We start from the raw sequence: 25,721 nt of genomic DNA, 5'->3' as shown, positions 1-25,721 counted from the left end.
ACATTGTATTTTATACTATATAGCACTTGTTGTCAATATAGAATTATTATTTATTTTAAAGTTATTGTAGTATATTATTGACACTTTATTTTTAATGCTAATTACTTCCCAAATAAAGCATCAGAAAATGCCTTTGCGTCAAAGTCTTGTAAATCTTCTACAGTTTCTCCTACTCCTATTAGCTTAACCGGAACGTCAACTTCACTTTTAACTGCTATAACAACTCCACCTTTTGCAGTACCATCAAGTTTTGTTAAAACTATTCCAGTTATCTGTGCAACCTCTTTAAATGTCTTAGCTTGAGATACTGCATTTTGGCCAGTTGTCGCATCGACTACTAATAGTACTTCTTTTTTAGCTTCTGGGAATTCTCTATCTACTATTTTAAACACTTTTCCAAGTTCATTCATAAGGTTAGCTTTATTGTGTAATCTACCTGCAGTATCACAAATTAATACATCCACATTTCTAGCCTTCGCAGCTTTTACAGCATCAAATATTACAGCTCCTGGGTCTGCTCCTTCTTGATGTTTTATTATATCAACATTACTTCTTGATGACCATACTTCTAATTGTTCTATCGCCGCTGCTCTAAAAGTGTCTCCTGCTGCTAATAATACTTTTTTGCCATCTTTTTTATATTTGTTTGCTAATTTTCCTATTGTAGTTGTTTTCCCAACTCCATTTACACCAACCATAAGTATTATAGTTGGAGAATGAGATACATCTAACTTTGAATTATCATTAGTTAGTATTTCTTCTACTATAGCTTTAAGTTCAACCCTAACATCCATTGGGTCTGTTATTCCCTTTTGTTTTATCTTAACTCTAAGTTGTTCTATTATATCCATAGTAGTATTTACACCAACATCTGCAGTTATTAATATTTCTTCTAATTCTTCTAATAATTCTTCATCTACTTTTGTATATGATTTTAATACCTCATCTATTCTATCTGTTATACCTTGTTTAGCTTTACTTAAACCTTGCTTTAGTCTATCAAATAAGCTAATTTTTTCTTCTTCTATAGTTTCTTCAATATTATTTTCTTCTTTATCATCTTCTTGTGATAATTCTTCAATAACTTCTATTTGTTCTATCTTATCTTGTTTTGGTTCTTCTTCAGCTTCAGACTTTGTATTTTCTTCGTCTTGTTTTATTTCTTCTTCAATTAGTTCTTTGTCTTTTTCAGTTATTGGTTCTTGTATATTTGTTTCAATTTTTTGTTCTTTATTTGTATTTTCTTCTTCTGTTATTTCTTTAGCTACATCATTTGTATCTTCAGTTTCATTTAATTTTTCTATTTCTTCATTATCATCTTTTTTCTTTCCAAATTTAAATAATTTCTTAAACACTATTTTACCTCCAAAGTACAATATTAGATTTATCATATAGATTTTAATAAATCTGTTTATATATTTATTTAGCAAGTAAAATATATTTACTTGCTAAATGGTTTTAAATTATGTCAGTTATATCTTGAGCTTGATTTAATTTTAAGCTTAAAACTTTAGATATTGCCTTTTCTTGCATAGTTACTCCATATATATAATCAGATGCTTCCATAGTTCCTCTTCTATGTGTAACTGCTATAAACTGAGTATCTTGAGATAATTCTTTTAAGAATTCTCCAAATCTAAATATATTAGCATCATCTAATGGAGCCTCTATTTCATCTAATATACAAAACGGCGTTGGCTTAGCTAATAATATTGAGAACAATATACTTATTGCAGTAAGAGCTTTTTCTCCACCTGATAATAAGTTTAAGTTTTTCATTTTTTTGCCAGGTGGCTGAGCTGTTATTTCAATATCACTTTCTAGTATATTTTGTTTATCTAATATAGTAAGTTCTCCATTACCTCCACCAAATAACCTTTTATATACATATTTGAAGTTTTCATTTATTTTTTCAAATTTAACTTTAAACTCTGCCTTCATATTTTCTTCTAGATCTGATATAAGCTTTTCTATCGCTTCTATTGACTGTTCTAAATCTTGTTTTTGTTCACTATAAAAATCATATCTCTCTTTTACTTCTTCATACTCTTTTATAGAGTCCATATTTACATTTCCAAGAACTCTTATTTCTCTTTTTAGGTTTTCTAGCATCCTTTTATCTATTTCTATAGTATCATCTTTAATTTCTACAGCTTGTTCTAAAGTCATTTCATACTCTTCAATCAATCTATTTTTATAAGTTTCTTGACTAGATTTAAATCTTTCTAATTTACCTTGTACTTTAAATAAACTTTCTTTTAAGTCTATGTACTGTCTATCTATAGTTTTTAAATCTTTGTTTAGTTCTTCTAATTTATTCTTTAAATCTTCTTTAGAAGCTTTTTTGTTATCTAAGTTTATAATATTATCAACTAACTGTTTATTTAAACTTACCTTTTCTGTTTCTTCTATAACTATTTCTTCTTCTAGTTTAGATGTTTGAACTCCGTGTATCTCAAATTCTTTTTGGATGCTGTCTAGTTTTTCTTTTAATTCTAGATTTTCTTTATCAATTCTATTTAATTCACTTAAAGTATTTGTATTTAATTGTTTATATTTCACTAAATCTATATTTAGATCATCATATTTTATCTTGTCAGTTTCATAAACTCCACTTGATTGTTTTAATACTATAGATAGCTCACCTATTTTATCCTTGTTATCATTATGTTTGTTATCTAATTCTAATATACTCTTTTTAACGCTTTCAATTTTTTCTAAAGTATATTTCAAGTTAGAATCTAAACTTTCTTTTTCATTTTCTAATTTAGCTGTGTTTATTTTTAAAGATTTTATCTCATCTTCTACTTTTCCAATGTATGAATTCTCAATTATTATAGTTTTATCAACTTCTTTTATTTGTTTATTAATTTCATTTATGTCACTTTGATAGTTGATTATGTCTTGACTACATTCTTCTTTTTGATTTGTTAACAATTCAATTTCTTCTTTAGCATCTTGAATTTTTTGAGAGTATTCATTTATTAACCTTTTTCTAGATAATATATTCCCGTTAGTTCTAAAACTTCCTCCTGTTAAAGAACCTCCTGGGTTTAGTATTTCTCCATCTAAAGTTACAACTTTATATTTATGGTTTGTTTCTTTTGCAAATTTAATTCCATTATCTATAGTATCAATCACTATTGTTCTTCCAAGTATATTCTCAACTATATTTTTATACTTTTCATCATATGATAATAAATCACTTGCTAAACCTATAAATTTAGTATTACATCTAATATTTTTCACATCTATTTTATTAGATTTTATAATATTTAATGGTAAAAATGTTACTCTTCCTAAATTATTTTTCTTTAAGTAGTTTATAGCAATCTTCGCACTAACTTCATCGCTAGTAATTATGTTTTGCATATATGCACCAAGTGCTGACTCTATAGCTTTTTCATAATTAGCATCTACTCCTACAAGTTGTCCTAATGCTCCATGTACACCTTGTAAGTTTTTATTTTTAAGAACTTCTTTTACCCCTTTATTAAAACCTTCATTATGATTTTCCATTTCAATGTAGATATTGACCTTAGAGTTATAGTCATTCAAACTGTATTTATTATTTTGAATTTGTTTATCTAAGTTATTGTTTACATTAATTAAATCAGTTAGTTTTTTATTCATTTCAATTTGTCTATTATTAAGTATATTTAACTCTTCTTTTTTGCGTTCATGTCTAAGTTTAGACTCATTTAAATCTACATTTTTTTCATTTATTTCTTTATTTATTTCTTTTATATCTAAATCTATACTTTCAGTTCTAGAGTTTATATTTTCCATATTAGCCGTAAGTGTAGATAATTTACTACTAGATTCTTGTTTTTTATTTAAAATACTTATTATATCGTCTTTTAAATTTTCTACATTATTATTTATATCTTCAATCTTACCTTTTTTATTAGTATTCAGTTCATCTAATAAGCTTATGTTTTCTTGTAAAGTAATTATATTTTCTTCATTTTTTAACTTTGTTTCGTTCAATTCACTTATGATTTCATTATTCTTTACTAATTTTTCTTTTATTTCATTTAATTCTTTATGATTTCTTTCTATATCACTTTTATGATTTTTTATTCTTTCATTTATAAGATTTACTTGAGCATCCTTTTGAGATATTACAGTTTTTATGCTGTTTATATAATCTTGAGCTTTATTGATGCTTTCATCTATATCTTCTATTTCTTTATTCGTTTCATTAAAACTTTTTTCTATAAGAGATTTTTGTTTTTCTGTTTCTGTAGAATCGCTTTCTAATAGTTGACTATGTTTGCTTACTTCATTTATTTCTATTTCTAATCCTTCTATCTCTCTTATATAACTATTTACTTCTATATTTTTTAGCTTTTTACTAAATTGTTCATATTTTTTAGCTTTTTCTTGCTGAGTAAAAAGAGGCTTTAGTTGATTTTCAATTTCAATATATATGTCATTTATTCTCTCTAAATTCTCTTTTGTGTTTTTTAGATTTCTCTCAGCTTCTTGCTTTTTATATCTGAATTTAGATATTCCACAGGCTTCATCAAAAACTTTTCTTCTATTTACAGGATTGTTACTAAGTATTTCATCAACTTTTCCCTGTTCTATAATAGAATACCCATCTTTTCCTATTCCTGTATCTAGCAGTACTTCTTTTATATCTTTAAGCCTACAACTTTTGTTATTTAGAAAAAATGCACTTTCTCCATTTCTATAGGCTCTTCTTTTTATAGTAACTTCATTAAAATCTAAATCTAGCTTATTATCACAGTTGTCTATTGTAAGGGCAACTTCACAATAATTCATTGCTTTTTTAGTGTCTGTCCCTGCAAATATTACATCTTCAAGTTTGTCACCTCTAAGGCTTTTTATACTTTGCTCCCCTAAAACCCATCTAACAGCATCAGATATATTACTTTTACCACTACCATTAGGACCTACTATTGCAGTTATACCCTCTTTAAATATTATGTCTGTTTTTGTAGGAAAGGATTTAAATCCTTTTAGTTCTAATCTTTTTAAATACACGTTTCTCTCTCCCTTCAATGCTAAAACTAAAGGTTGTAAATATTATATAAAGTTGCATAGATACTTTTAAAATCAATCTTAACTATTTTATCATTATCTAACACAATTTCTAATTTATCTATATCAATATGTTCTTCTTGTGTTTTTAAGTTTACACTTAATTCATTTTTCATATAAATACTATTACACTTTTTATTTCCTATTATTTTAGATATATTTTTTTTATTTGTTTTTATTAATACACTACTTGTAACTTTATTTTCTATAACAATATGTTTTAGGTAGTCTTTTATCATATTACCTTCAACTAATTCTCTAAATGCGGGATGATACGGACCATCAACTACGGCCTTTCCTAATTGTATATCATCAGTAGCTTGTAGACCAACTCTTATTACGTTTATATTATTAACATAAAATAAAGCTAAAAGTTTCTTTACTATCTCAATACTTTGTTCTAGAGAAAATGGACTATATTCATTTTTGTTCAATAAATCTTCTAACCCCGTTTCTTTAACCACTAATGTAGGATATATTCTTACACAATCTGGGTTCAAGTGTATAAAATGTCTTGCTGTATCTATACATTTTTGCTCACTATCTGATGGTAGTCCAACCATCATTTGAAGACCTAATTTTATATTATTTTCTTTTATAAGTCTTGAACTTACGAACACTTCGTCTGTATGGTGACCTCTTATACTATCTTTTAACACATCTTCATCAAGAGATTGTACACCCAATTCAATTATGCTAACTTTATATTCTTTTAACATAGAAAGTATCTCTTGGCTTATACAGTCAGGTCTTGTAGACATTCTAATATCATGCACTACACCTTTATCTACATACTCTTTTGCAACAGACAATAAAGACCTTTGTATATCTACATCTATCGCTGTAAAACTGCCTCCAAAGAATGCAATTTCTACCATTGCATCTTTATCTATCGTAGTTAAATATTCTTCAACAATACCCCTTACATCGTCACTTGTCATATCTGTGCTTACACCCGTAATTTTTTTTTGATTACAGAATATACAGTCATGAGGACAACCTTGATGAGGTACAAAAATTGGAATTATTCTTTTTTTCATTTAATGTCATCCTTTTGATAATATTTATTTGATCTATATGTTATTTTTTAGTGCCACCTTTGCAGCTAATTGCTCTGCTTCTTTTTTGCTTTTTCCTTCTCCTAAACCTAAAACTTCCTCATTTGTACCAACTTGCATAACAAAGCTCTTATTATGGTCTGGTCCTTTTTCTTCTACTAGTTTGTACCATATATTATTTTCACCTTTACCTTGTAGTACTTCTTGAAGGTGTGTTTTATAATCTCTAAATATTTTACCTTTTCTAGAATCACATATTATATCTTCCATATAGTTTAGTACAAATTTTCTAGCACTTTCTATACCACCATCTAAATAAATGGCTGCTATAACTGCTTCAAATGCATCTGCAATAATCGATATTCTTTTTCTTCCTCCAGTAGCTTCCTCACCTTTTCCAAGTAACATATGTTCGCCAAGATTTATTTCATTAGCTGCATCACTTAATGACTCTTCACATACTATATTTGCTCTTAATTTAGTAAGTTCCCCTTCTGGAAGGTTTGTTTCTTTTTTAAATAGATATTCACTTACAACTATACTTAAAACTGAATCACCTAAAAACTCTAATCGTTCATTAAAATTATAATCTTTATTTTCATTAGAATATGAACTATGAGTAAGAGCTTCTAATATGTATTCTCTATTTTCAAATTTATAGTCTATTATATTTTCAAACTTATCTATAGTATCAGATATTTTCTTATTTATTTTCATACTACTACCTCCGAGTTAATTATCTCTAGATTATAGTGTACTATTTTTCTAGAAGTATTGCAAAATAAAATTCATTTATATTCTATTCCCCTTTATATCCCTTCTTTCATATACAGAAAAACCTATGAGATTTAAATCTCATAGGTCTCTATTCTTTGTTTAGTTTTCGTCTAAATCTATACACATGCAATCATCATTATCATCTGCTGATAATATAATTGCCTGGCAATTAGGGCAAACTACATCTACTTCATCATCGTATAGTAATTCTTCATCTACTTCTACCAAATCTCCACAATTGGGACATTCCATTTCTATGAAGCTAAGCTCTTCTTCGTCTTCGTCATCACCATCTTCGTATATATCGTCTTCTATATCTGATAAATCTTCGTCAATAGATTCTACATATTCTACTAAATCAGCTTGTTCTTCATCTAACTCCACTATTGCATCTGCAAAACTTTCTAATACGTCTACTATTTTATGTATTATTTTGCCTTCTTTGCTTTCAGTGCTTATTTCTAGTCCTTCAGCTAATCCTTTTAGGTATGCAACTTCTTCATATAAATATTTCATAGATACCCCTCTCTTTCTTTTTATATAAATTAAAAGCCCGTACATCTTTATTATTAAGATATACCAGCTTTTTATACATAGATTCTTAAACTCTTGATAAATAATCTCCAGTTCTAGTGTCTATCTTTACTTTGTCTCCTTGATTTATGAATAAAGGAACTTGAACAACTGCACCAGTTTCTACTGTAGCTGCTTTAGTTACGTTATTTGCAGTATCACCCTTTACTCCTGGTTCTGTTTCTACAACTTCTAATTCTGCAAAGTTCGGAGCTTCAACTTGGAAAGCTTGTCCTTGGTAGAATCTTATAGTAGCAACTTCATTTTCTTTTAAGAACTTTATAGCTTCTTCAACTTGAACATAGTTTAAAGGAATTTGGTCAAATGTTTCTTCATCCATAAAGTAGTATAAATCTCCATCACTATATAAATATTGCATTTGTCTTGTGTCTATATGAGCTTTAGGGAATTTATCACTTGGGTTAAAAGCTTCTTCTCTTATTGCTCCATTCTTTAAATTTCTGTATTTAGTTCTTACGAACGCTGCACCTTTACCTGGTTTAACGTGTTGGAAATCAACTATTAAACATGGTTGTCCATCTTTTTCAAATGTTACACCTTTTCTAAAATCACTTGCTGAAACCATCTTTGTTCCTCCATATAAAAATAATTTTATTTTATTATGGTTTGGTGATACTCATTATTAAATAATTCTATATTCTTTTGCAATCTATGCATATGTATATATATCACCATACCTTTTTCAATTATATATCCTATTGTAATCTTGTCAAGTTCTATTGATATAGTTTGAGTTAATATAAAATCTTATTTTGATTCATTAAAGCTCTTATTCCAAATATGTAACTATCAAATCCAAGTCCAGATATTTGACCTATACAAGCTTTTGCTGTAACGCTCTTTTGTCTAAATTCTTCTCTTTGATGAATATTAGATATATGAACCTCTACTACGTCAATATCTATAGATTTAATGGCATCATGAATAGCATAGCTGTAATGGGTAAAAGCACCTGGATTTATAACTATTCCATCATAAATACCCATAGCATCATGTATTTTATCTATTATACAACCTTCATGATTGCTTTGAAAAAAATCTATACATAAATCATTTTCCGATACTTTAAACTCTTCTTTTATGTATGTCTCCAAATCACTTAAAGTATTTTTTCCATATATACTCTTTTCTCTTTTCCCTAACATGTTTAAGTTGGGTCCATTAATTACTATAATGTTCATAAGCACCCCCGACAAATTGATTACAAATTTTACTACCTTAATAATATCATATATTATCCAATGTGAACAAGTATTTCACTAACTACTTCATTTATATTTTTATCATTTATGTCTATTTTTATGTTATAAGTATCATTATATTTATTTATTCTTTTTTTCAAAAGATTATCTATAGTTTCAGCTATATTTTCGCTTTGTTTAAGTAATGGACGTTTATTTATCTCCTTAGATACATTCTTTTGTATTGTCCATACATTTGCATCTAAAAAAACAACTTTTCTTTCTTGTTTTAATATATCTATATTTTCTTGTTTTGTAATTATTCCACCGCCTGTTGAAATTATAATGTTATCTTGTTTTACTAACTCTTTTAATAAATCATTTTCTAATTTTCTAAAATATTCTTCTCCAGATTCTTTAAATATATCAGATATAATCTTATTTTCTCTTTTCTCGATTTCATTATCCATATCTATAAATTTGATACTAAGATTTTTAGCTAATGATTTTCCTACTACAGTTTTTCCTACTCCCATAAAACCAATTAATATTATTCTCATATCTGCTCTCCCTCAAAGTTTCTTATGTTTACTTTAAATTCTGTTTGTAATTTTTCATTATTTTTAGATAGTTCTAACTTTATTTTTATAAATTTACCTTGCTGATGCACAGATACATACATATTATCTATGTAATCCCCTATTTCATATCCGCCTTGCTCACTATTTCCACTATTGCTTAAATTATTTATAAAAAGTTTATTTAAGTTTTGCTTCAAACTAATTTCTTTATCTTTTATACTATTTATGTCATTCTTATATCTACACTTTATAGATGTTGCATCTATTATAGAATCGCCATAGTTTAAATCTTTAGAATTTATACTAATCAATCCTTTAGAATCCCCTATGGTCTCTTCTATATATCTACTCATTTCGTTAGCTTGTTGTTGCAATTCTACTTTATCTTCAAGCTTAATTTTAGTATTATACGAAAAAAATAATAAATAATAAAGTATAGATATTATTATTAGTATAACCGATAAAGAAATTATACTCTCTAAAAGCAAATATCCTTCTTTACGTTTCATACTTCCCTTCCTTTAAAAGCACTCTTCCGCTTACAGGTACTACTGTTATTTCTTTTTTAGTTTTATTGTCATAAACCCTTATGGTTTGGCCTTTTGGATCTGGTGATCCATCTCTTTTAAAAAACATCTTCTCTTCAATATATTCTAAATTTACATTATTAGGCAATTTAATTTCTTTAATATCTTTTCCGTTAGATCTTAGAACATAACTAATAGCATCTTTATTTTTCTTATAATATATAAATGTATTAGAATCTCCTAGCATATTCGTTTTTCTTATATATCTTATGTCTGAACAAAGTTGTTTTGTAAATAAATTTATTTGATGCTTAGTTATATCTTCTTTTGAAAAACATAATGTTGATATTAATAGCATTACACTTATGGTTATCACTAATTCTACTAATGTCACATTCCTTCTCTTTTCATAATTTATATCTCCTTGTAATCATATACTTTTACTATTTCTTTTATATTATATTCTTTTATGTCAGTTTCAACATTATCATCTTTGTCTTCTTTTAAATTTTCATCAAAATCTTTTACCGAGTTAAAAAAAGGATTGTTTATTTTTACGCTAGCCTGAAATTTTTTACTATATTTATTATCTACTACATCACTAATCACTTTAAATTCTAAAGTTCCACTTGTATTGTCTATCTTTATATTACTTGGCACATTTATTGAAACTCCTTTTAATTCACTTTTAGTTATATCTTTTATCTCAATTAAAAAGTTATTTCCTAAGAAATAGTTATTAAATTCATCTTTATTAGACGTGTTTTTTAGTATGTATTGAACTGATTCTAATATGTTGCTATTAACTATCTCAATAGCTCCATAACCAATTTCAGTCATATCAGTTTCTTTATATTCCAAATTAAAAATATTAGAATTAGTATAATGTAATCCTATACAAGTCATAACCATTGTTAATATTATAGAAAATATTATCAATGTAGTCACTAATATAGATCCTTTATTATTGTGTTGCATAGCTATTAAGCCTTATATCATGTTTTTTATTCGATACACCTACATTAATTTTATAGCATTGATAGTAATCTCTATCTTTTTGTATAGTTGTATCTATTTTATACCCATTTTCACATTCTACATCATAGCTATTTTCTACTATTTTTAATCCACTATTTTTAACATAATATTTAGCATCTTCTATTTTAGACTTAGCTATATTTAGCATTTGGAATTGTTCTTTATTGTAGTTTATAAAACAATAACTACTATATAAAGATGTCGATATAATATATATTCCAATACATATTATAGAAATACTCATTATACATTCAATGGATACAAAACCATCTTGTTTTCCCTTCAATTTAAATCTCCTTAATAATTAATTTCAAACCACAAATACATTATATATGTTGTATTAATTTTTAAGTAATAATGCAGATAAGATTATAAATATAAGATTTTCTATTCAATAGTTTTTTTATAAAGATTTTTTATACATTCTTCATCTTCTTTACTTGGTTCAATTCCTGTCCATATGTAAAATGCATGTAGTGCCTGATTTATAAGCATATCTATTCCATATATAACTTCTAATTCATTTCTTTTTGCCCATTTTATAAATGCTGTATTATGCGGTTTGTATACTATATCACAAACTAATATATCTTTGCTCAAACTTATACTTTCACTTATAGGGCATAAATCAGTTTCCATACCTATAGGTGTTGTATTTATTAATATATCTATGTCATCTAAATCATTTTCTTTTATAATTTCTGTTGAGCATAAAATCCTTGTACTAAAATTATTCTCTATTGTTCTAACTATTTCACTAGCTTTGTTTATGCTCCTATTTCTAATTTCTATAGATAAAACACCTTTCGAAGCTAATTCTACAGCTATGCTTCTACATGCACCTCCTGCTCCTATTATCATTATTTTTTTATTTTCTAAATCGTAACCTTTACTTAATATAGCTTTTACGAAGCCTGATCCATCAGTATTATATCCTTTTAAATTTCCTTTTTCATTTTTTACAGTATTTACGGCTCCTATTAATTTTGCATTTTTATCAATATTGTCCAGATGAGTTATTATATTAACTTTATGAGGTATCGTAACATTACAACCTTTGATTCCTAAAGCTTTTATACCTTCTACACCTTCTTTTAATTTGTCTTCCTCAACATCAAAACAGCAGTAAGCACTATTTTGATTATACTTTTCAAATAAGTAATTATGTATATCTGGGGAAAAGCTATGTTTAACCGGATGTCCTAAAAGTCCTATAATTTTAGTTGTTGAATTCATTTTTGCATATACTCCTATCTATTTTTATTGTCATATATTTGTTAATTTATACCATTTTATTTATAAATTGCACATTCTTAAATATTCTGTGTAAATAAATTCATCTCCATTTGACTTCGCTCTTTTTTTATAGTTGTCAATTTCTTTGTTTACCTCTATTTCCACATTAATCTCAATATCCTTTTTAGATCCTGTTTTTATATCTATACTTCCTTTATATAATTCCATCATTGATTTAGCCACAGCTACTCCAATATCTAAACTTCTTCTCTCTTGATCATTTAGGTATCTATTGTAATCATATCCACCTTTATTTTTGATAGTTATCTTAGTTTTATTTTCATAGCTGCTCAAATCAACACATATAGTACTATGTTTATATGAATACCTTATAACCATCGATAATAATGTCAAAACTATTTTTTCAATATCACTTGGGTCTACATTAGCAATTCTTTCTTCTTCATCAGTATCAAATAAGATTTCTATATCATTTATTTTTACATGTTTATTGAATTCTTCACACACATCTTCTATAACACTAACTATATTATAGTAGTCCATTTTTGATTCATGAAATTTCGATTCTAATTTAGCTAAGTCTATTATATTATTAATTAACCCCATTAGCATATATGAATGTTTTTTTACTATCTGTACAGATTTAGAAATTTCACTATCAGGGTTTTTGCTTATGTAATCTTTATTCATAATTTCTAATAACTGATTTGATGAAGATATTACGTTTAATGGTGTCTTTAATTCATGAGATATGTTTACAAAGAACTCTGTTTTTATCTCATTTTCTTTTTTCTTAACTTCAATTTCTCGTTCCATATCTTCTGTTTTTACTTGTTCAGTTATATCTCTTATAATCCCCACTGTTTTAATTTTGTTGTTTACTTCTATTAGCATTTCTCCACTCTCAACGTTAACTATTTCTCCATATTTATTTGTTATAATTTTTCTCATAAACTTAAAGTTATCGTTGTTTTTTCCTAACGTTATAGTACTATTTTCAATTTTATTTAACCCATCTTTATCTATTAATCTTGAAAACATTTTATTAGAATAAGTAATTACTTTATTGTCATAATTTGATAAGTATATGCCCTCTGGTATTACATTTACTAATGATTCATATTTTTCTTTGCTATATTCTACATCTTTCAGTATTTTTTTGTAGTTTGTTATATCTCTTATAACCACTAAATTTTTTTCACTTTCTATATCATCAAAACTTACCCTATCAACATTTAAGCACACTTCCTTGTTATTTTTACAAGTATAGTTTAATTCCCCACTTGTATATGCATCCACTATAATATTTTTTATATCTTCATTGTAAAAATCTATTTCATCATTTTTATTATTATTATAGAGTATGTTATTTTCATGTGTAATTAATATAGAATAAGGTATATTATCTACTATTTTTCTATATTTCGTATTATTTTCTTTGATTTTTGTTTCGCTATTCTTTTTATAAGTAATATCTTTCATCGAACATATAACGCCTATATTTTTATTACTTATTATAAATGGTGCATATGTGCATTCAAAAAATTCGCCTTCTTTTCCTCTAAGTTCACCATGTACCTCTACACCCTTTTGCTTAACTTTATTTATACTTTTTATAAAATCATTTGTATTTTTTATATTGTTGTTTAGAAAAGCATTTAAATTTATTTTATAGTTATACTTTGAATACTTCTTCCACATTTTAGAAAAACTATTATCTTCATTTAATATATACCCTTCACTATCTATTATAAATGTGCATCTATTATACTCATCTACTATAGTTTTCATTAAAATTTGCTTCTTAGATAAGCTTTCATTAATCATATTGCTTATATTTCTATTAACTTCTAAATTTCCAAGGTTAATTTTTTTTGTTATACTTGCTTTGTTTAATTCACTTTTCATTTTTAATTTTCTATTATTTGCATCTACAATATCTGCTTTAAATATGCTTAAAAATACATACATAGAAATTGTAATATCTACTATATTATTTGTGTACAAATAATTTGCTCTCTCTTTAACTAATATAAAAGTAAATAAATCTAGATATATTAAAGTTAGCAATAGAGTTTCTTTTGCATTAAGCTTTTTCACATATATTACGGTAAAGCTTAAGCATAAAGCACTCATTAATAAGTAAGAACCTATTAATATAGTGTCTATATTAGTATTATAAAACATCGTAATATATAAATTAATAATTCCTAACATATAATTTATAAAAATCAAAGCTCTAGGTATTTTATTTTGGCTAGCCCTTATGTTTATCTTTATTATCAATAATACTACCATTACTTTATATATATAATTTAAATTTAAAGCCCCTTCATTCATAGTTATATATAAAATTTTAGAACTTACTATGGTTACTAATATTCCTAATAAAATTCCATTTCGTTTTGTCTTGTTTATACTCCAACTTGCCCATAGAATATACAAACTCATAAGAAAAATTGATATACTAAATACATTTATATATTTGTACATACCGTTACTCCTTTTATATATATTTATCCATTAATAGCTGTAATTAAAATATATGTCTGAAAATTCTATATCTATTTTTTCATTATCACTAAAATCATATCCACTAGATACTTCACTAGCCAGTTGTTTTTGATGTATATTATCTTTTAATATAATAATAAACTCACTACCTTTATCAACTTCACTTTTTACACTTATACGTGCATCTTGTGCGTCTACAAGTTTTTTCACTAGCGATAGCCCTATCCCACTGCCCTCTGCACCTCTAGATAGAGTTCTATCTACTTGTTCAAAGCTTTCAAATATAAGATCTATCTTATCCTCTGGTATACCTACACCTGTATCTTTTACATAAATTTTTAATTCTTCATCTTCACTAATTACTGAAATAGTTATCTTTCCTCCTTTTTCAGTAAATTTAATTGAATTTGATAAAAGATTCAATATAATCTTTTCTATTTTTTCTTTGTCTATAGCAAATATTTTTTTCTCTACATTTGATTTAAATTTAATTTCTAAACCTTTCTCATTTGTATATTTTTTAGATTTTTCAACTAAGTCTTTTACTAATTTTATAATGTCATATTTTTTCAAATCAATTTTATACATTCCATTTTCTAAATTTCCTATTTCTTGAATATTGTTAAGTAATCTCATAAGCCTATAACAATTTTGTCTTACTAATCTAGTATAGTTATCTATATACTGTGAATCATATCTGTCTTTATTTAAATAAAGTATCTTATTAGTTTCAAATATAGTATTTATTGGTTTTTTTATATCATTAGATAAATCGCTTAAAAATTCAGTTTTAAATCTATATTTATCACTAATTTGTGCTAATGTTTCTTTCATTTTTTCTGCTTTTTGCTTATCATCTAATAATCTTACAACTACTACAAAAGTGTTTTCTTCGCTACTATTTATTATCGCTATATTAATATCTCTTATTTGCCCATTATTTACAGTAAACTTTTTAAAACTTCCATTTTCATGTTTGTTCAAATATTTTTTTATTATATTGTTTAGATTATCTACGCCTATATCCTTAAGAATTTTAATCATAGCTTTATTTCTATAAATATAGTTATTAGTTTGTTTATCTATTATTATTATTCCCTCTGGTAAAGTTTGTAATAATAATTTATATGTTTTTTCACTTTGCTCTATTTCAGTAAGAGCATTTTCCAAAATACTTATATCAATTGCTATGCTAAGCAACATCTTTTTATTGTTTAAAACTATGTTTGTTGTTATGAATTCTACAGTTTTACCTTCTTTTGTTTCTATTTTAGTTGTAGATTTATCTTTTTTGCCAAACTGAACTAAGTTTATGTTATCAATAAATTTTTTTCTAAATTTTTTATTTATATTTGCTTCTACATTATCTATTAAAACTTCTGAGTGTGAATTTCCCTCTAGTTCAAATAACTCAATGGCTTTATTATTTATATAAGTAATAGTATTTGTATCGTGAATCATTACACCATCATTTAATATATCCATTAATTTTTTGCATCTCTCTTCACTTTCTGCTAGTTCATTTTGTATCATCATACTTTCTGTTATATCATTTAAAATACATATTATTATATTCTTGCCTTCTATGATATCTCTTTTACTTATGAACTTATATATCCTTCCATCATATGATTTAACAATTTTACTAGAGTTTTTATTTATTCCTTTAATAACCTCATCACTATTTGTAAATTTTAAATTTAAGTATAAATATATATCAAATTCATATTCATTTAATTTATCTAGCTTTATTAATTTTTTAAATGATTCATTGCTATAAATATAATTTTTAGTATTATCTAAGATAAATATAGGATTGTCTGATTTTTCTATAGATTGACTTATTTTAGTATTTAATTCTAAAATTTCATCTTTATATTGACTTTGCAATCTACACTCTAGATCTATTTCATTGGCAGATGATGATATGTGTTTTTTATATAAGTTTAATTTTTGTTTGTCTATTTTCAGTTCCATTGTGAAACTTTTTATGTAATTAAGAATAACTATATTGATTATAGTTAAATTTATTATTATATCTAAAATTAAATTGTTTTTATATCCATTTGCTAAATTAAAAAAAGCTATAATATTTAGAAATAATAAAAAAACAATTGAAAACTTTTTTATTTTAAATTGTTTTTTGTTTTTTATAATTAAGAGTGTCTTAACTGTAATTAAGGCTACTAAGCAGTAGGAAATTTTTGTATCTATTTTACTTTTATTTATGTATAGCATTACTTCACTACCATACATAAGTAATAACCAAAGAAAAAATTTATTTTTAGATATTTTATATAAAGCAAAGGAAATAAAAGGTATAGAAGCAATAATAATTAAATTCAATAACTCTAAATTTTCTATATTCTTATATAAATCTATCACAACATCCACCATCCTTTTTTATTTTACTTCTTTAAAATATAAAATTTTTATATTTCTTTTTAATTATGATATATAGATTTATAATAGTATTTTTTTTTACTATATATGTTATGTTAGCATACTATTCAGAATTTTTTTGTCAGTTTTTGATTCGTTTCAAGTAAAATTATTTGCTATAAATTATTGTTTTTTGTTATTAAATCGCATAAAAAATACTTTTTTAGAAAATAACATAAAATATTTAATTTCTTTTAGCTAATTAGTACGCTTTATGAATAAATATCAGTTAATAACAAAACAAAAAAAAGCCTATGATAGGCTTTTTTCTGGTTTCAACTCTTTTTTAAGTTTTTTAAGAGCTCTCTTTTCAATTCTAGATACATACGACCTAGATATATCAAGTTTTTGTGCTATTTCCCTTTGAGTTTTATATCCGCAAGTAGTTAATCCATATCGCAGAAGCACTATTTCTTTTTCCCTTTTAGTCAATATAGTTTCTAATTGCTCATATAATTTCCCAATTTGAACTTTTAATTCAACTTGGTCTATTATATAGTCAATATCTGTCCCTAATACATCAATTAAGCTAATCTCATTTCCTTCTTTATCCATTCCAATAGGATCTTGAAGAGATACTTGAACTTTATTTTTTTTATTAGTTCTTATATTCATCAATATCTCGTTTTCTATACATTTTGATGCATATGTTGCTAATCGCGTGCCTTTGTCTACATTATAGGTTTCTATAGCTTTAATTAAACCAATTGTACCAATGGATATAAGATCATCTTGATCTTCACTAGAATTGTTATACTTCTTAGCAATATGCGCTACTAATCTCATGTTTCTTTCAATTAAAACGTCTTTTGCATTTTCATCTTTATCTTGTTTAAATTTTGTTAGATAAGTAACTTCTTCTTCAGGGGTTAATGGTTTTTCAAACGATTTGAGAATAGTCAACGAGCCACCCCCTCTTTCTGATGTTTCATTTTAAATTATATGAAGGTGGCCGTATTAAATTGCTTGTTTTATAAATATTTATTTTTATTTATTTGCTTAATTTCATGCATATTTCTTTAAAAACAGGTAAAGCTGGCTTACTTTTTTGTTCTGTACCTTCTACTAACACAGTTATAGCATACTTAGGTCTTTCCTCAGGATAAAACCCTGTTATCCATCCATGATTTACATCTTTTCCATTAGATACACTTTCTGCTGTTCCTGTTTTAACTCCACAGCCTCCATTTATATCTTTTAAATTTTTTCCCGTTCCATCTTTGGATACACCTTTCATAAGTTCTTTAACTATAGTTATAGTGTATGGTGATATAATATCCTCTTTTTTAGAACTTCTAAAATTTTTGATTATTTTTTTATTATTATCTACTATGCTATCATATAAATATAAAGGCTTGTAGGTTCCATTATTGGATATTATTTGAGTCATTTGATTTATTTGTAGTGGTGTAAATCCAAGACTCCCCTGACCTATAGCTAAATTACGTATAGGTATGTCAGTAGGGATTTCTCTAGATTTTTCTTCATCCAGTCCTATGTCTACGAGTTCGTCTAGTTTAAGCTTTTTAGCGCATTCAATTATTTTATCTTCTCCAACTTTTTGTGCTATATCAAAGAATGCTGTATTACAAGAATTAGAAAATGCCTGTTGTAATGTTTGTATTCCATGCCCTTCTTTTTTGTTACAATTTAAAACTTCTCCATTTTTTCCTACTTTAGTTTTACCAGTACAATTGTAAGTATAGCTTTCATCTATTACGCCTTCTTCTAAAGCTGCATATAGTACCACTATTTTAAATACTGATCCTGGAGGATATATACTTTGAATAGCTCTATTTACTAGCTCGCCCTTTTGGCTTTTATTATATTCAAACACATTGTTTTGATCAAAATTTGGTCTTGAACTCATAGATAAAATCTCACCAGTGTCTACATCAGATACCACTACTGCTGTTGGATTTTCCTCTTTATCTACTATCTCTTCTATATTTTTTTGAATTTTTTTATCTATTGTTAATTTTATGTGTTTTGCATTTTCAACTTTGTTTACAGTTTTTATACTCCCTTTTAATATGCTTAAATCTTGTGTATTTCCTGATGCACCTGCTTTAAATGCAGACACATATTTTTCATTTGATTTTTTTAATACATCATCCATTGATTTTTCTATTCCTGATTGACCCGATTTATCTGAGCTTTTTATATGCCCAATAGTATGTGACAATAGCCCTTTTGATGGATATCTTAATGTTTTTTCTTCTACTATTATATTTTTTTCTAATAATTTCTTTTTCATATCGTCACTTAAATTTTCTACTTTGATTTCAAACACTGATGAATTTAATTGTTTCTCTATATTTAAATAAATATCTTTAACTTTCATTTTGCTACATTCTTCTACTAATGATCTAATCTCTGAGTCATTTATAAAGCTCTCTTTTTCTACTATCATTACTTGCTCTTTTACAGTATCTGTTAATGGTTTTGAATTTCTATCATAGATAATACCTCTTCCACTATTTAAATCTACCTTTTGAATACTTTGCATAGCTGCTTTTTCTTTATATTTATCAGCTTCTAAAATTTGTATAGTTACTAATCTATAAATTAAAAAAGAATATGCTACTATGCTGCACCAAAATATAATCCATACACGTCTTTTAATTACTTTAGATATGCTCTCTTTATTTCTTGACATAAAATCACCCCTTAGATACTTGTCATTTTTGACAATTTCTAAGGGGTTAATACTAATTTTATAAATTATTCATATTATTTTTTATAATCTAGTCCAGTTGAGTTCTGATCTTACTTATAACTATATCTATAGCTACTTCATTTTGACCACCTTCAGGCATTATTATATCAGCATATTTTTTATATGGCTCTATAAATTGATCATGAGCAGGCTTTACTGTAGCTAAATACTGTTCTATAACAGAATCTACAGTTCTACCTCTTTCTTTTATATCTCTTTGTATTCTTCTAAGAATTCTTATATCATCTTCTGTATCTACATATATTTTTATATCTAGCTTGTCTCTTAAATCTTCATCTTCCAATATCATTATCCCCTCAACTATTATTATATCTTTAGGGGCTATATTAACTATTTCATTGTCTTTTCTTGTATGAAGCTCATAGTCATATATAGGCTTTTCTATAGCCTTTCCTTCACATAAATCCTCTATATGCTTTATAAGAAGCTTATTATCAAAAGAAAGCGGATGGTCATAGTTAGTTTTTAATCTATCTTCAAAAGTTAAATGAGTTTGATCTTTATAGTAAGCATCTTGCTCTAAAGTTGCTATATTTTCTTCTGGTATGTTTTCTATTATAGCTTTACAAACTGTACTCTTTCCTGAACCTGTTCCTCCTGTAATTCCTATTATTAACGGTCTTTTTTTATTTTTCATATTGTAGTACTCTCCTTACCAAATCAAATGCTTATTTTTATTTTTCATCATTTGGATTGTTTAAATAGAATCCAGATGTAAATTCTCTATTACTTATTTGCTCTAATTCTTCTAGCCATATTTTATTAAATTTCCATTCATTTGGATTTTTATAAAATGTATCTATAGCTACTCTATAAGCTTTAACAACTTTTTCTATATATTTAGAGTCTTTCATTTTGCCTTCGATTTTAAAGCTTGTTATACCTGCTTTAACTAGTTCAGGTATATATTCTATCATACATAAATCTTGCGAATTAAATAAAAATGTTCCTTTTTCATCTTCATAAACAGGGAAATATTCTCCAGGTCTTTTTTCTTCTACTAGACTATAGCTTCTTTTGTTTATTTTTTCATCACAATTTTGACCATTCATATAATTACTAATTAAACATCTTCCCGAATAAGATAGAGTCATAACACCATGTACAAATGCCTCTATATCCATTTCTAAAGGTGTTTTAGCTCTTATTTGTGCTATTTCTTCACAAGACAGTTCTCTTGATACTACAACTCTTTTTATTCCTTGCTCAAACCAAAATTTAGCTGTGACATAGTTTGTAGTATTAGCCTGGTCACTCAAATGAATTTCCATATTAGGTATAGTATTTTTTACAATAGTAAGCATACCAGGATCCGATATTACAATTGCATCTACTCCAATTACTTCTAGTTCTTTTAAATATGACTCAACTTCTATAAAATCTTCATTGTGAGGTATTATATTAACTACTACATATACTTTACTTCCTCTTTTATGGGCAAATTCTATACCTTTTATCATATATTCTTTAGAAAAGTCATCCTTTTCAGTTGGCATACCAAATACTTCTCCACCTATATAAATAGCATTTGCTCCGTTACTTATATTTACTTTTAGTTCTTCTAAGTCTCTAGCTGGTGCTAAAAGTTCTACTTTATGCATTTATGTCACCTCTTTTACCTTGCTTATAGCTAAGTGCTACACCATCACCTATTGGTATTAGCGATGTCTCTAAATAGTCACAGTTACATATATAATCTAAATAATTTCTCATTCTTTTAACTATAGTTATTTTTCTTCTTATAACAAAATCGTCATGGGCTACCATACCTTTGTACAGTATGTTATCTGAAATTAAAAGACCATCTACTTTCAATTTATCTATAACCATATCATAAAATAACTTATACTGACCTTTAGCTGCATCTAAAAAGATCATATCAAATTCGCCTTCAACTTCTTGAAGTTTTTCTTTTGCATCACCTTCAAGAATAGTTATTTTATTTTCAAGCCCTGCTAATTTTATATTCTTTTTAGCTTGTTCTATCATTTTTTCATTTCTCTCTACTGTTATTATTTCAACATCATCTCCTACTGTTGATGCAAATAATATTGAAGAGTATCCTATAGCACATCCGACTTCTAATATTCTCTTTGGTTTTTGTATTTTAAGTAATACTTTTAATAAATCCGATACCTCTTTGTGTACTATTGGCACATTATGCTCTACTGCATAATCTTCTAATTCTTTTAAAAGTCCCTCTTTTTCTTTTAACGTATTTCTTATGTAATCTTGTACTAATTCATTAACTATATTACTCATTAAACTCACTCCTTAAGTGCAAAAAAAATTAATAGCAGATTATGCTTTTAGATTTCAAAGCATAATCCTTGCTTTTAGATAATTTTTTAATAACGTTTAGCTTATTTTATTTATTATTATTTTGGTTTAACTTCGCTCTTTCATCTTTGTACTCTTTTACAGATTTAAGATGATCTTCATATTCCACATTATAACTATTCCCACCATTCATTTTCGCAACAAAGTATAAATATTCTGTATCTTCAGGGTATAGCGCAGCCTCTATAGACTTTATCCCTGGATTTGAAATTGGCGTTGGAGGTAATCCTTTGTTTTTATAACTATTATATGGAGAGTTTATTTTTAAATCGTTGTATGTCACTATCTTTTTTCTCTGTGGAAAAGCATATTGTATTGTAGCATCTGATTGTAGTGGCATGTCAATTTTAAGTCTATTATAAAACACACTTGATATTATAGTTCTATCTTCATCTAAAACAGCTTCTTTTTCTATAACAGAAGCTAAGTTTACAATTTGTTGAAGACTCATATTTAGTTCTTTTTGTCTATCTTTTAATTTATCATCATAATTTTTGTCAAACGCTGATAACATTTGGCTTATCACTTTTTTCTCAGAATCATCTTTATTAAAATAATAAGTTTCTGGGTATAAAAATCCCTCTAAAGATGTTATATCTTTTTCCTTCAAATATAAATATTGGTCATAAAATTCTTTTGGATTTTGTACTAATTTATTATATACTTCTTTGCTACCAAGCTTTTTTGATATAAGTATGTCTATTATTTCTGTAGATGTAGATCCTTCTGGTATAGTTATTTTAATTCCATCTTGATATACTTTGCCTGAAGCCAAAATATTTATTATATCATTGTTTGAATATGTTTGGTTAAGTAGATATTTGCCTGCCTTAATTTTCGGCACATCATTACTAACTTTCGCAACTACTTTAAACAAAGTTTTATTCTTTATCAACTTGTTTTTATATAATATATCTGTTATTTGGTTAGAAGTTGATCCTGAAGGTATTTCAACTACTATGTTATTTTTATTATTTTTATTGTATGGACCTATCTCTGTAAACATAAAAATCCCTATCGAAACTACTAATACAATAGAAGCTAACATCATTATCTTCCATTTGTTTTTATTAAAATCCATCGGGCTATCTACTCCTTATATATATTTATATCTTTTATATTATAAATCTAAGAATGAAAATTTTCAATGAAATTGTCGAATAAATTTACTTGTTGACTGTTAAGTATTCTTTTATCTCATAATTTCCATACTATTAAGATGAATAATTTACCATTTTTCCTTATTTAAAAATAAAAAAAAGTCTAACGTTATTGTTTACACGTTAAACTCTTTATAATCATATTTTTAGAATTTTTTTATTTCATCTTTAGTTACAACACCATACACTAGCCTTTTAGGTTCTACTTTTTCTTTTACTATTTCATATGCATCTACAAGTCTTTCCTTAGCTTGCTGTAACTTTTCTTCTTTATTAAAATGCATAAAGGCTAATGTATCACCTTTTTCTACATAATCTCCAACCTTTTTGTTAAGAACTATTCCAGCTGATAAATCTAGTTCATCTTCTTTAGTTTCTCTTCCTGCGCCTAATATCATCGCGCTAACTCCAACCTCTTCAGCTTCTATCTTGCTTATAAATCCACTTTTACTGGCTTTTATTTCTACTATTTTAGATGCTTTTGGTAATAGCGAATAATCATCTACTATTTTCTTATCTCCGCCTTGATTTTCTATAAACACTCTTAATTTATCAAGTGCATCGCCTGATTTTATAGATTCTCTAATTCTTTGTATACCTTCGTCAAAGCTATTTACAGTTTTAGATAAAACTAACATATACGCACCTAAAGTTTCACACAACACAACAAAGTCTTTAGGTCCATTTCCCTTTAGAGTTTCTATTGCTTCTATAATTTCTAGAGAATTTCCTACTGCAAACCCTAATGGCTCATCCATATCAGTTATAATTCCTATAGTTTCTCTATTCATTTCAGATCCAATATCAACCATCGCCTTTGCTAAGTCAAAAGAATCATCTAACGTTTTCATAAAAGCTCCATCACCTGTTTTAACATCAAGCAATATTGCATTAGCCCCCGAAGCTAGTTTTTTACACATTATGCTTGCAGCTATAAGAGAAATATTATCTACGGTTGCAGTTACATCTCTTAATGCATACATTTTTTTATCAGCTACTGCTATTGATGCCGTTTGTCCACATACAGCTATATTATGTTTATTTACAGATTCAATAAACTTATCAGCTTGCATTTCTATACAAAATCCAGGTATAGCTTCTAATTTATCTAAAGTCCCTCCTGTATGTCCTAATCCTCTTCCAGACATTTTAGCCACAGGAGCTCCACATGCAGCTACAAGAGGTGCTAATGCTATCGTAGTCTTATCTCCTACTCCACCTGTACTATGCTTGTCTACTTTAACTCCTTTTATACCTGATAAATCTATTACATCACCTGAATTCATCATAGCTTCTGTAAGATATGCAGTTTCTTGCTTATTCATTTTATTTAAATATATAGCCATTAATAATGCTGAAGCTTGGTAATCTGTTACTTCACCTTCACAGTATTTTTCTATAAAAAAGTCTATTTCTGCTTTACTTAATTCATAGTTATCTCTTTTTTTCTTTATTATATCGTATATTCTCATTTTAACTCTCCTTAAATAAGTTTGTATTAACTTTACTCATGAAAATTTATTAAAAATACATTAGCTTAACTTTTTGTGAATTTTAATAAGCTTAATATTAATTAATATTAAGCTTATATTTAGAAAGTTCTTTGAAACTATATTTTATTAACTACAGCTTTTACTAAACTTAAAAACTCAGCTTTTACCTTTTGTGTAGTTTCTATTACTTCTTCATGGTCTAGAGGCTGGTTTAATATTCCCGCTGCCATATTAGTTATACAAGATATACCCACAACGTCCATTCCACAGTGAGAAGCTACTATAACTTCTGGTGCTGTAGACATTCCAACTGCATCTGCCCCTAATATTCTAGCCATTTTAACTTCTGATGGAGTTTCATATGTTGGACCACTAAAGAATGCATAAACACCTTCTTGTATTTTCATATTTAATTCTTTTGCACAATCCTTTACTAAATCTACGTATTTTGGCTTGTAAGCTGTAGACATATCAGGGAATCTTGGTCCAAATCTTTCATCATTACTTCCTATTAATGGATTATTTCCACTTAGGTTTATATGATCTTTTATTACCATTAAGTCTCCTGGATTAAATTCTGCATTAGCACCACCTGCTGCATTTGTTACAACAACAGTATCCACACCTAATGCCTTCATAACTCTAACTGGGAATGTTATCTCTTGTTGAGAGTATCCTTCATAATAGTGGAATCTACCTTGCATTGCTACTACTTCTTTTCCTTCTAAGTTACCTATTACAAGTTGTCCAGCATGACCTTCTACTGTAGATACTGGGAAATTTGGTATCTCGTTATATTTTATTTTGATAGGATTTTGTATTTCATCTCCTAATACACCAAGACCTGATCCTAATATTAATCCTATTTTAGGTGATACTTTGCTTTTGTTTCTTATAAATTCTGCACTTTCTTCTACTCTGTCAAACATCTTATTCATTACTTTTCCTC

At 26.6% G+C, this 25,721-nt stretch carries 23 protein-coding genes; all 23 read right to left on the bottom strand.

The annotated features are described in order from the left end of the window. Positions 1-101: 101 nt before the first annotated feature. A complete protein-coding gene (gene ftsY, locus QOZ84_RS06595) occupies positions 102-1,355 on the bottom strand; it encodes a signal recognition particle-docking protein FtsY (protein WP_284132164.1) in 1,254 nt (417 codons plus the stop codon). A gap of 103 nt (positions 1,356-1,458) precedes the next feature. Next, complete coding sequence (gene smc, locus QOZ84_RS06590) at positions 1,459-5,013, bottom strand: chromosome segregation protein SMC (RefSeq protein ID WP_284132163.1); 3,555 nt, start codon at positions 5,011-5,013, stop codon at positions 1,459-1,461. 26 nt (positions 5,014-5,039) lie between these two features. Continuing rightward, a complete protein-coding gene (locus tag QOZ84_RS06585; RefSeq protein WP_284132162.1) occupies positions 5,040-6,110 on the bottom strand; it encodes an elongator complex protein 3 in 1,071 nt (356 codons plus the stop codon). 33 nt (positions 6,111-6,143) lie between these two features. Next, positions 6,144-6,845 carry a ribonuclease III gene (rnc, locus tag QOZ84_RS06580; RefSeq protein WP_284132161.1) on the bottom strand — a complete coding sequence of 234 codons (702 nt, stop codon included), beginning with the start codon at positions 6,843-6,845 and terminating at the stop codon, positions 6,144-6,146. Between the two features lie 159 nt (positions 6,846-7,004). Then, a complete protein-coding gene (locus QOZ84_RS06575) occupies positions 7,005-7,421 on the bottom strand; it encodes a CD1247 N-terminal domain-containing protein (RefSeq protein ID WP_284132160.1) in 417 nt (138 codons plus the stop codon). A gap of 85 nt (positions 7,422-7,506) precedes the next feature. After that, positions 7,507-8,064, bottom strand: coding sequence for an elongation factor P (gene efp, locus QOZ84_RS06570; RefSeq protein WP_026900485.1), 558 nt, complete (start codon positions 8,062-8,064; stop codon positions 7,507-7,509). 169 nt (positions 8,065-8,233) lie between these two features. After that, on the bottom strand, positions 8,234-8,680 hold the full coding sequence (gene aroQ, locus QOZ84_RS06565; protein ID WP_284132159.1) for a type II 3-dehydroquinate dehydratase: 447 nt from the start codon (positions 8,678-8,680) through the stop codon (positions 8,234-8,236). 53 nt (positions 8,681-8,733) lie between these two features. Then, positions 8,734-9,240 (bottom strand): shikimate kinase, encoded by a 507-nt coding sequence (locus tag QOZ84_RS06560; protein ID WP_284132158.1) that lies wholly within the window; start codon positions 9,238-9,240, stop codon positions 8,734-8,736. Further along, complete coding sequence (locus tag QOZ84_RS06555; protein ID WP_284132157.1) at positions 9,237-9,770, bottom strand: hypothetical protein; 534 nt, start codon at positions 9,768-9,770, stop codon at positions 9,237-9,239. Before QOZ84_RS06555 ends, QOZ84_RS06560 begins: the two co-directional genes overlap by 4 nt. Then, positions 9,760-10,182: a hypothetical protein gene (locus QOZ84_RS06550; protein ID WP_284132156.1), complete on the bottom strand. Its 423-nt coding sequence runs from the start codon at positions 10,180-10,182 to the stop codon at positions 9,760-9,762. Before QOZ84_RS06550 ends, QOZ84_RS06555 begins: the two co-directional genes overlap by 11 nt. A gap of 20 nt (positions 10,183-10,202) precedes the next feature. Next, positions 10,203-10,736, bottom strand: a complete 534-nt coding sequence (locus tag QOZ84_RS06545; protein ID WP_284132155.1) for a hypothetical protein — start codon at positions 10,734-10,736, stop codon at positions 10,203-10,205. Positions 10,737-10,752: 16 nt separating this feature from the next. After that, positions 10,753-11,112, bottom strand: a complete 360-nt coding sequence (locus tag QOZ84_RS06540) for a hypothetical protein (protein ID WP_284132154.1) — start codon at positions 11,110-11,112, stop codon at positions 10,753-10,755. Positions 11,113-11,213: 101 nt separating this feature from the next. Then, complete coding sequence (aroE, locus tag QOZ84_RS06535; RefSeq protein WP_284132153.1) at positions 11,214-12,062, bottom strand: shikimate dehydrogenase; 849 nt, start codon at positions 12,060-12,062, stop codon at positions 11,214-11,216. A gap of 60 nt (positions 12,063-12,122) precedes the next feature. Continuing rightward, positions 12,123-14,576: a PAS domain-containing sensor histidine kinase gene (locus QOZ84_RS06530; RefSeq protein WP_284132152.1), complete on the bottom strand. Its 2,454-nt coding sequence runs from the start codon at positions 14,574-14,576 to the stop codon at positions 12,123-12,125. Between the two features lie 30 nt (positions 14,577-14,606). Beyond that, a complete protein-coding gene (locus QOZ84_RS06525; protein WP_284132151.1) occupies positions 14,607-16,574 on the bottom strand; it encodes a PAS domain-containing sensor histidine kinase in 1,968 nt (655 codons plus the stop codon). Positions 16,575-17,291: 717 nt separating this feature from the next. Then, on the bottom strand, positions 17,292-17,942 hold the full coding sequence (gene sigK, locus QOZ84_RS06520; protein ID WP_284132150.1) for an RNA polymerase sporulation sigma factor SigK: 651 nt from the start codon (positions 17,940-17,942) through the stop codon (positions 17,292-17,294). 88 nt (positions 17,943-18,030) lie between these two features. Next, complete coding sequence (locus QOZ84_RS06515; RefSeq protein ID WP_284132149.1) at positions 18,031-19,698, bottom strand: peptidoglycan D,D-transpeptidase FtsI family protein; 1,668 nt, start codon at positions 19,696-19,698, stop codon at positions 18,031-18,033. 88 nt (positions 19,699-19,786) lie between these two features. Further along, positions 19,787-20,416, bottom strand: coding sequence for a uridine kinase (udk, locus tag QOZ84_RS06510; protein ID WP_284132148.1), 630 nt, complete (start codon positions 20,414-20,416; stop codon positions 19,787-19,789). 37 nt (positions 20,417-20,453) lie between these two features. Next, positions 20,454-21,380: a peptidase U32 family protein gene (locus QOZ84_RS06505; protein ID WP_284132147.1), complete on the bottom strand. Its 927-nt coding sequence runs from the start codon at positions 21,378-21,380 to the stop codon at positions 20,454-20,456. Continuing rightward, positions 21,373-22,041 (bottom strand): O-methyltransferase, encoded by a 669-nt coding sequence (locus QOZ84_RS06500; RefSeq protein WP_284132146.1) that lies wholly within the window; start codon positions 22,039-22,041, stop codon positions 21,373-21,375. The genes QOZ84_RS06505 and QOZ84_RS06500 overlap by 8 nt, the downstream gene beginning before the upstream one ends. 106 nt (positions 22,042-22,147) lie before the next feature. Then, entirely contained in the window at positions 22,148-23,200 is a 1,053-nt protein-coding gene (gene mltG / locus QOZ84_RS06495; protein ID WP_284132145.1) for an endolytic transglycosylase MltG, read from the bottom strand. 225 nt (positions 23,201-23,425) lie between these two features. Further along, positions 23,426-24,751: a pyrimidine-nucleoside phosphorylase gene (locus tag QOZ84_RS06490; protein ID WP_284132144.1), complete on the bottom strand. Its 1,326-nt coding sequence runs from the start codon at positions 24,749-24,751 to the stop codon at positions 23,426-23,428. Between the two features lie 137 nt (positions 24,752-24,888). Continuing rightward, the gene (locus QOZ84_RS06485; RefSeq protein ID WP_331496530.1) at positions 24,889-25,710 is read right to left on the bottom strand and encodes a purine-nucleoside phosphorylase; all 822 of its coding nucleotides are present in this window, start codon (positions 25,708-25,710) and stop codon (positions 24,889-24,891) included. Between the last annotated feature and the right edge of the window lie 11 nt (positions 25,711-25,721).

Source organism: Romboutsia sedimentorum (genome assembly GCF_030131845.1).
GTDB lineage: Bacteria > Bacillota > Clostridia > Peptostreptococcales > Peptostreptococcaceae > Romboutsia_D > Romboutsia_D sedimentorum.
Note: the sequence above shows the minus strand (reverse complement) of the source record. Positions and strands in the feature narration are given on the sequence as shown.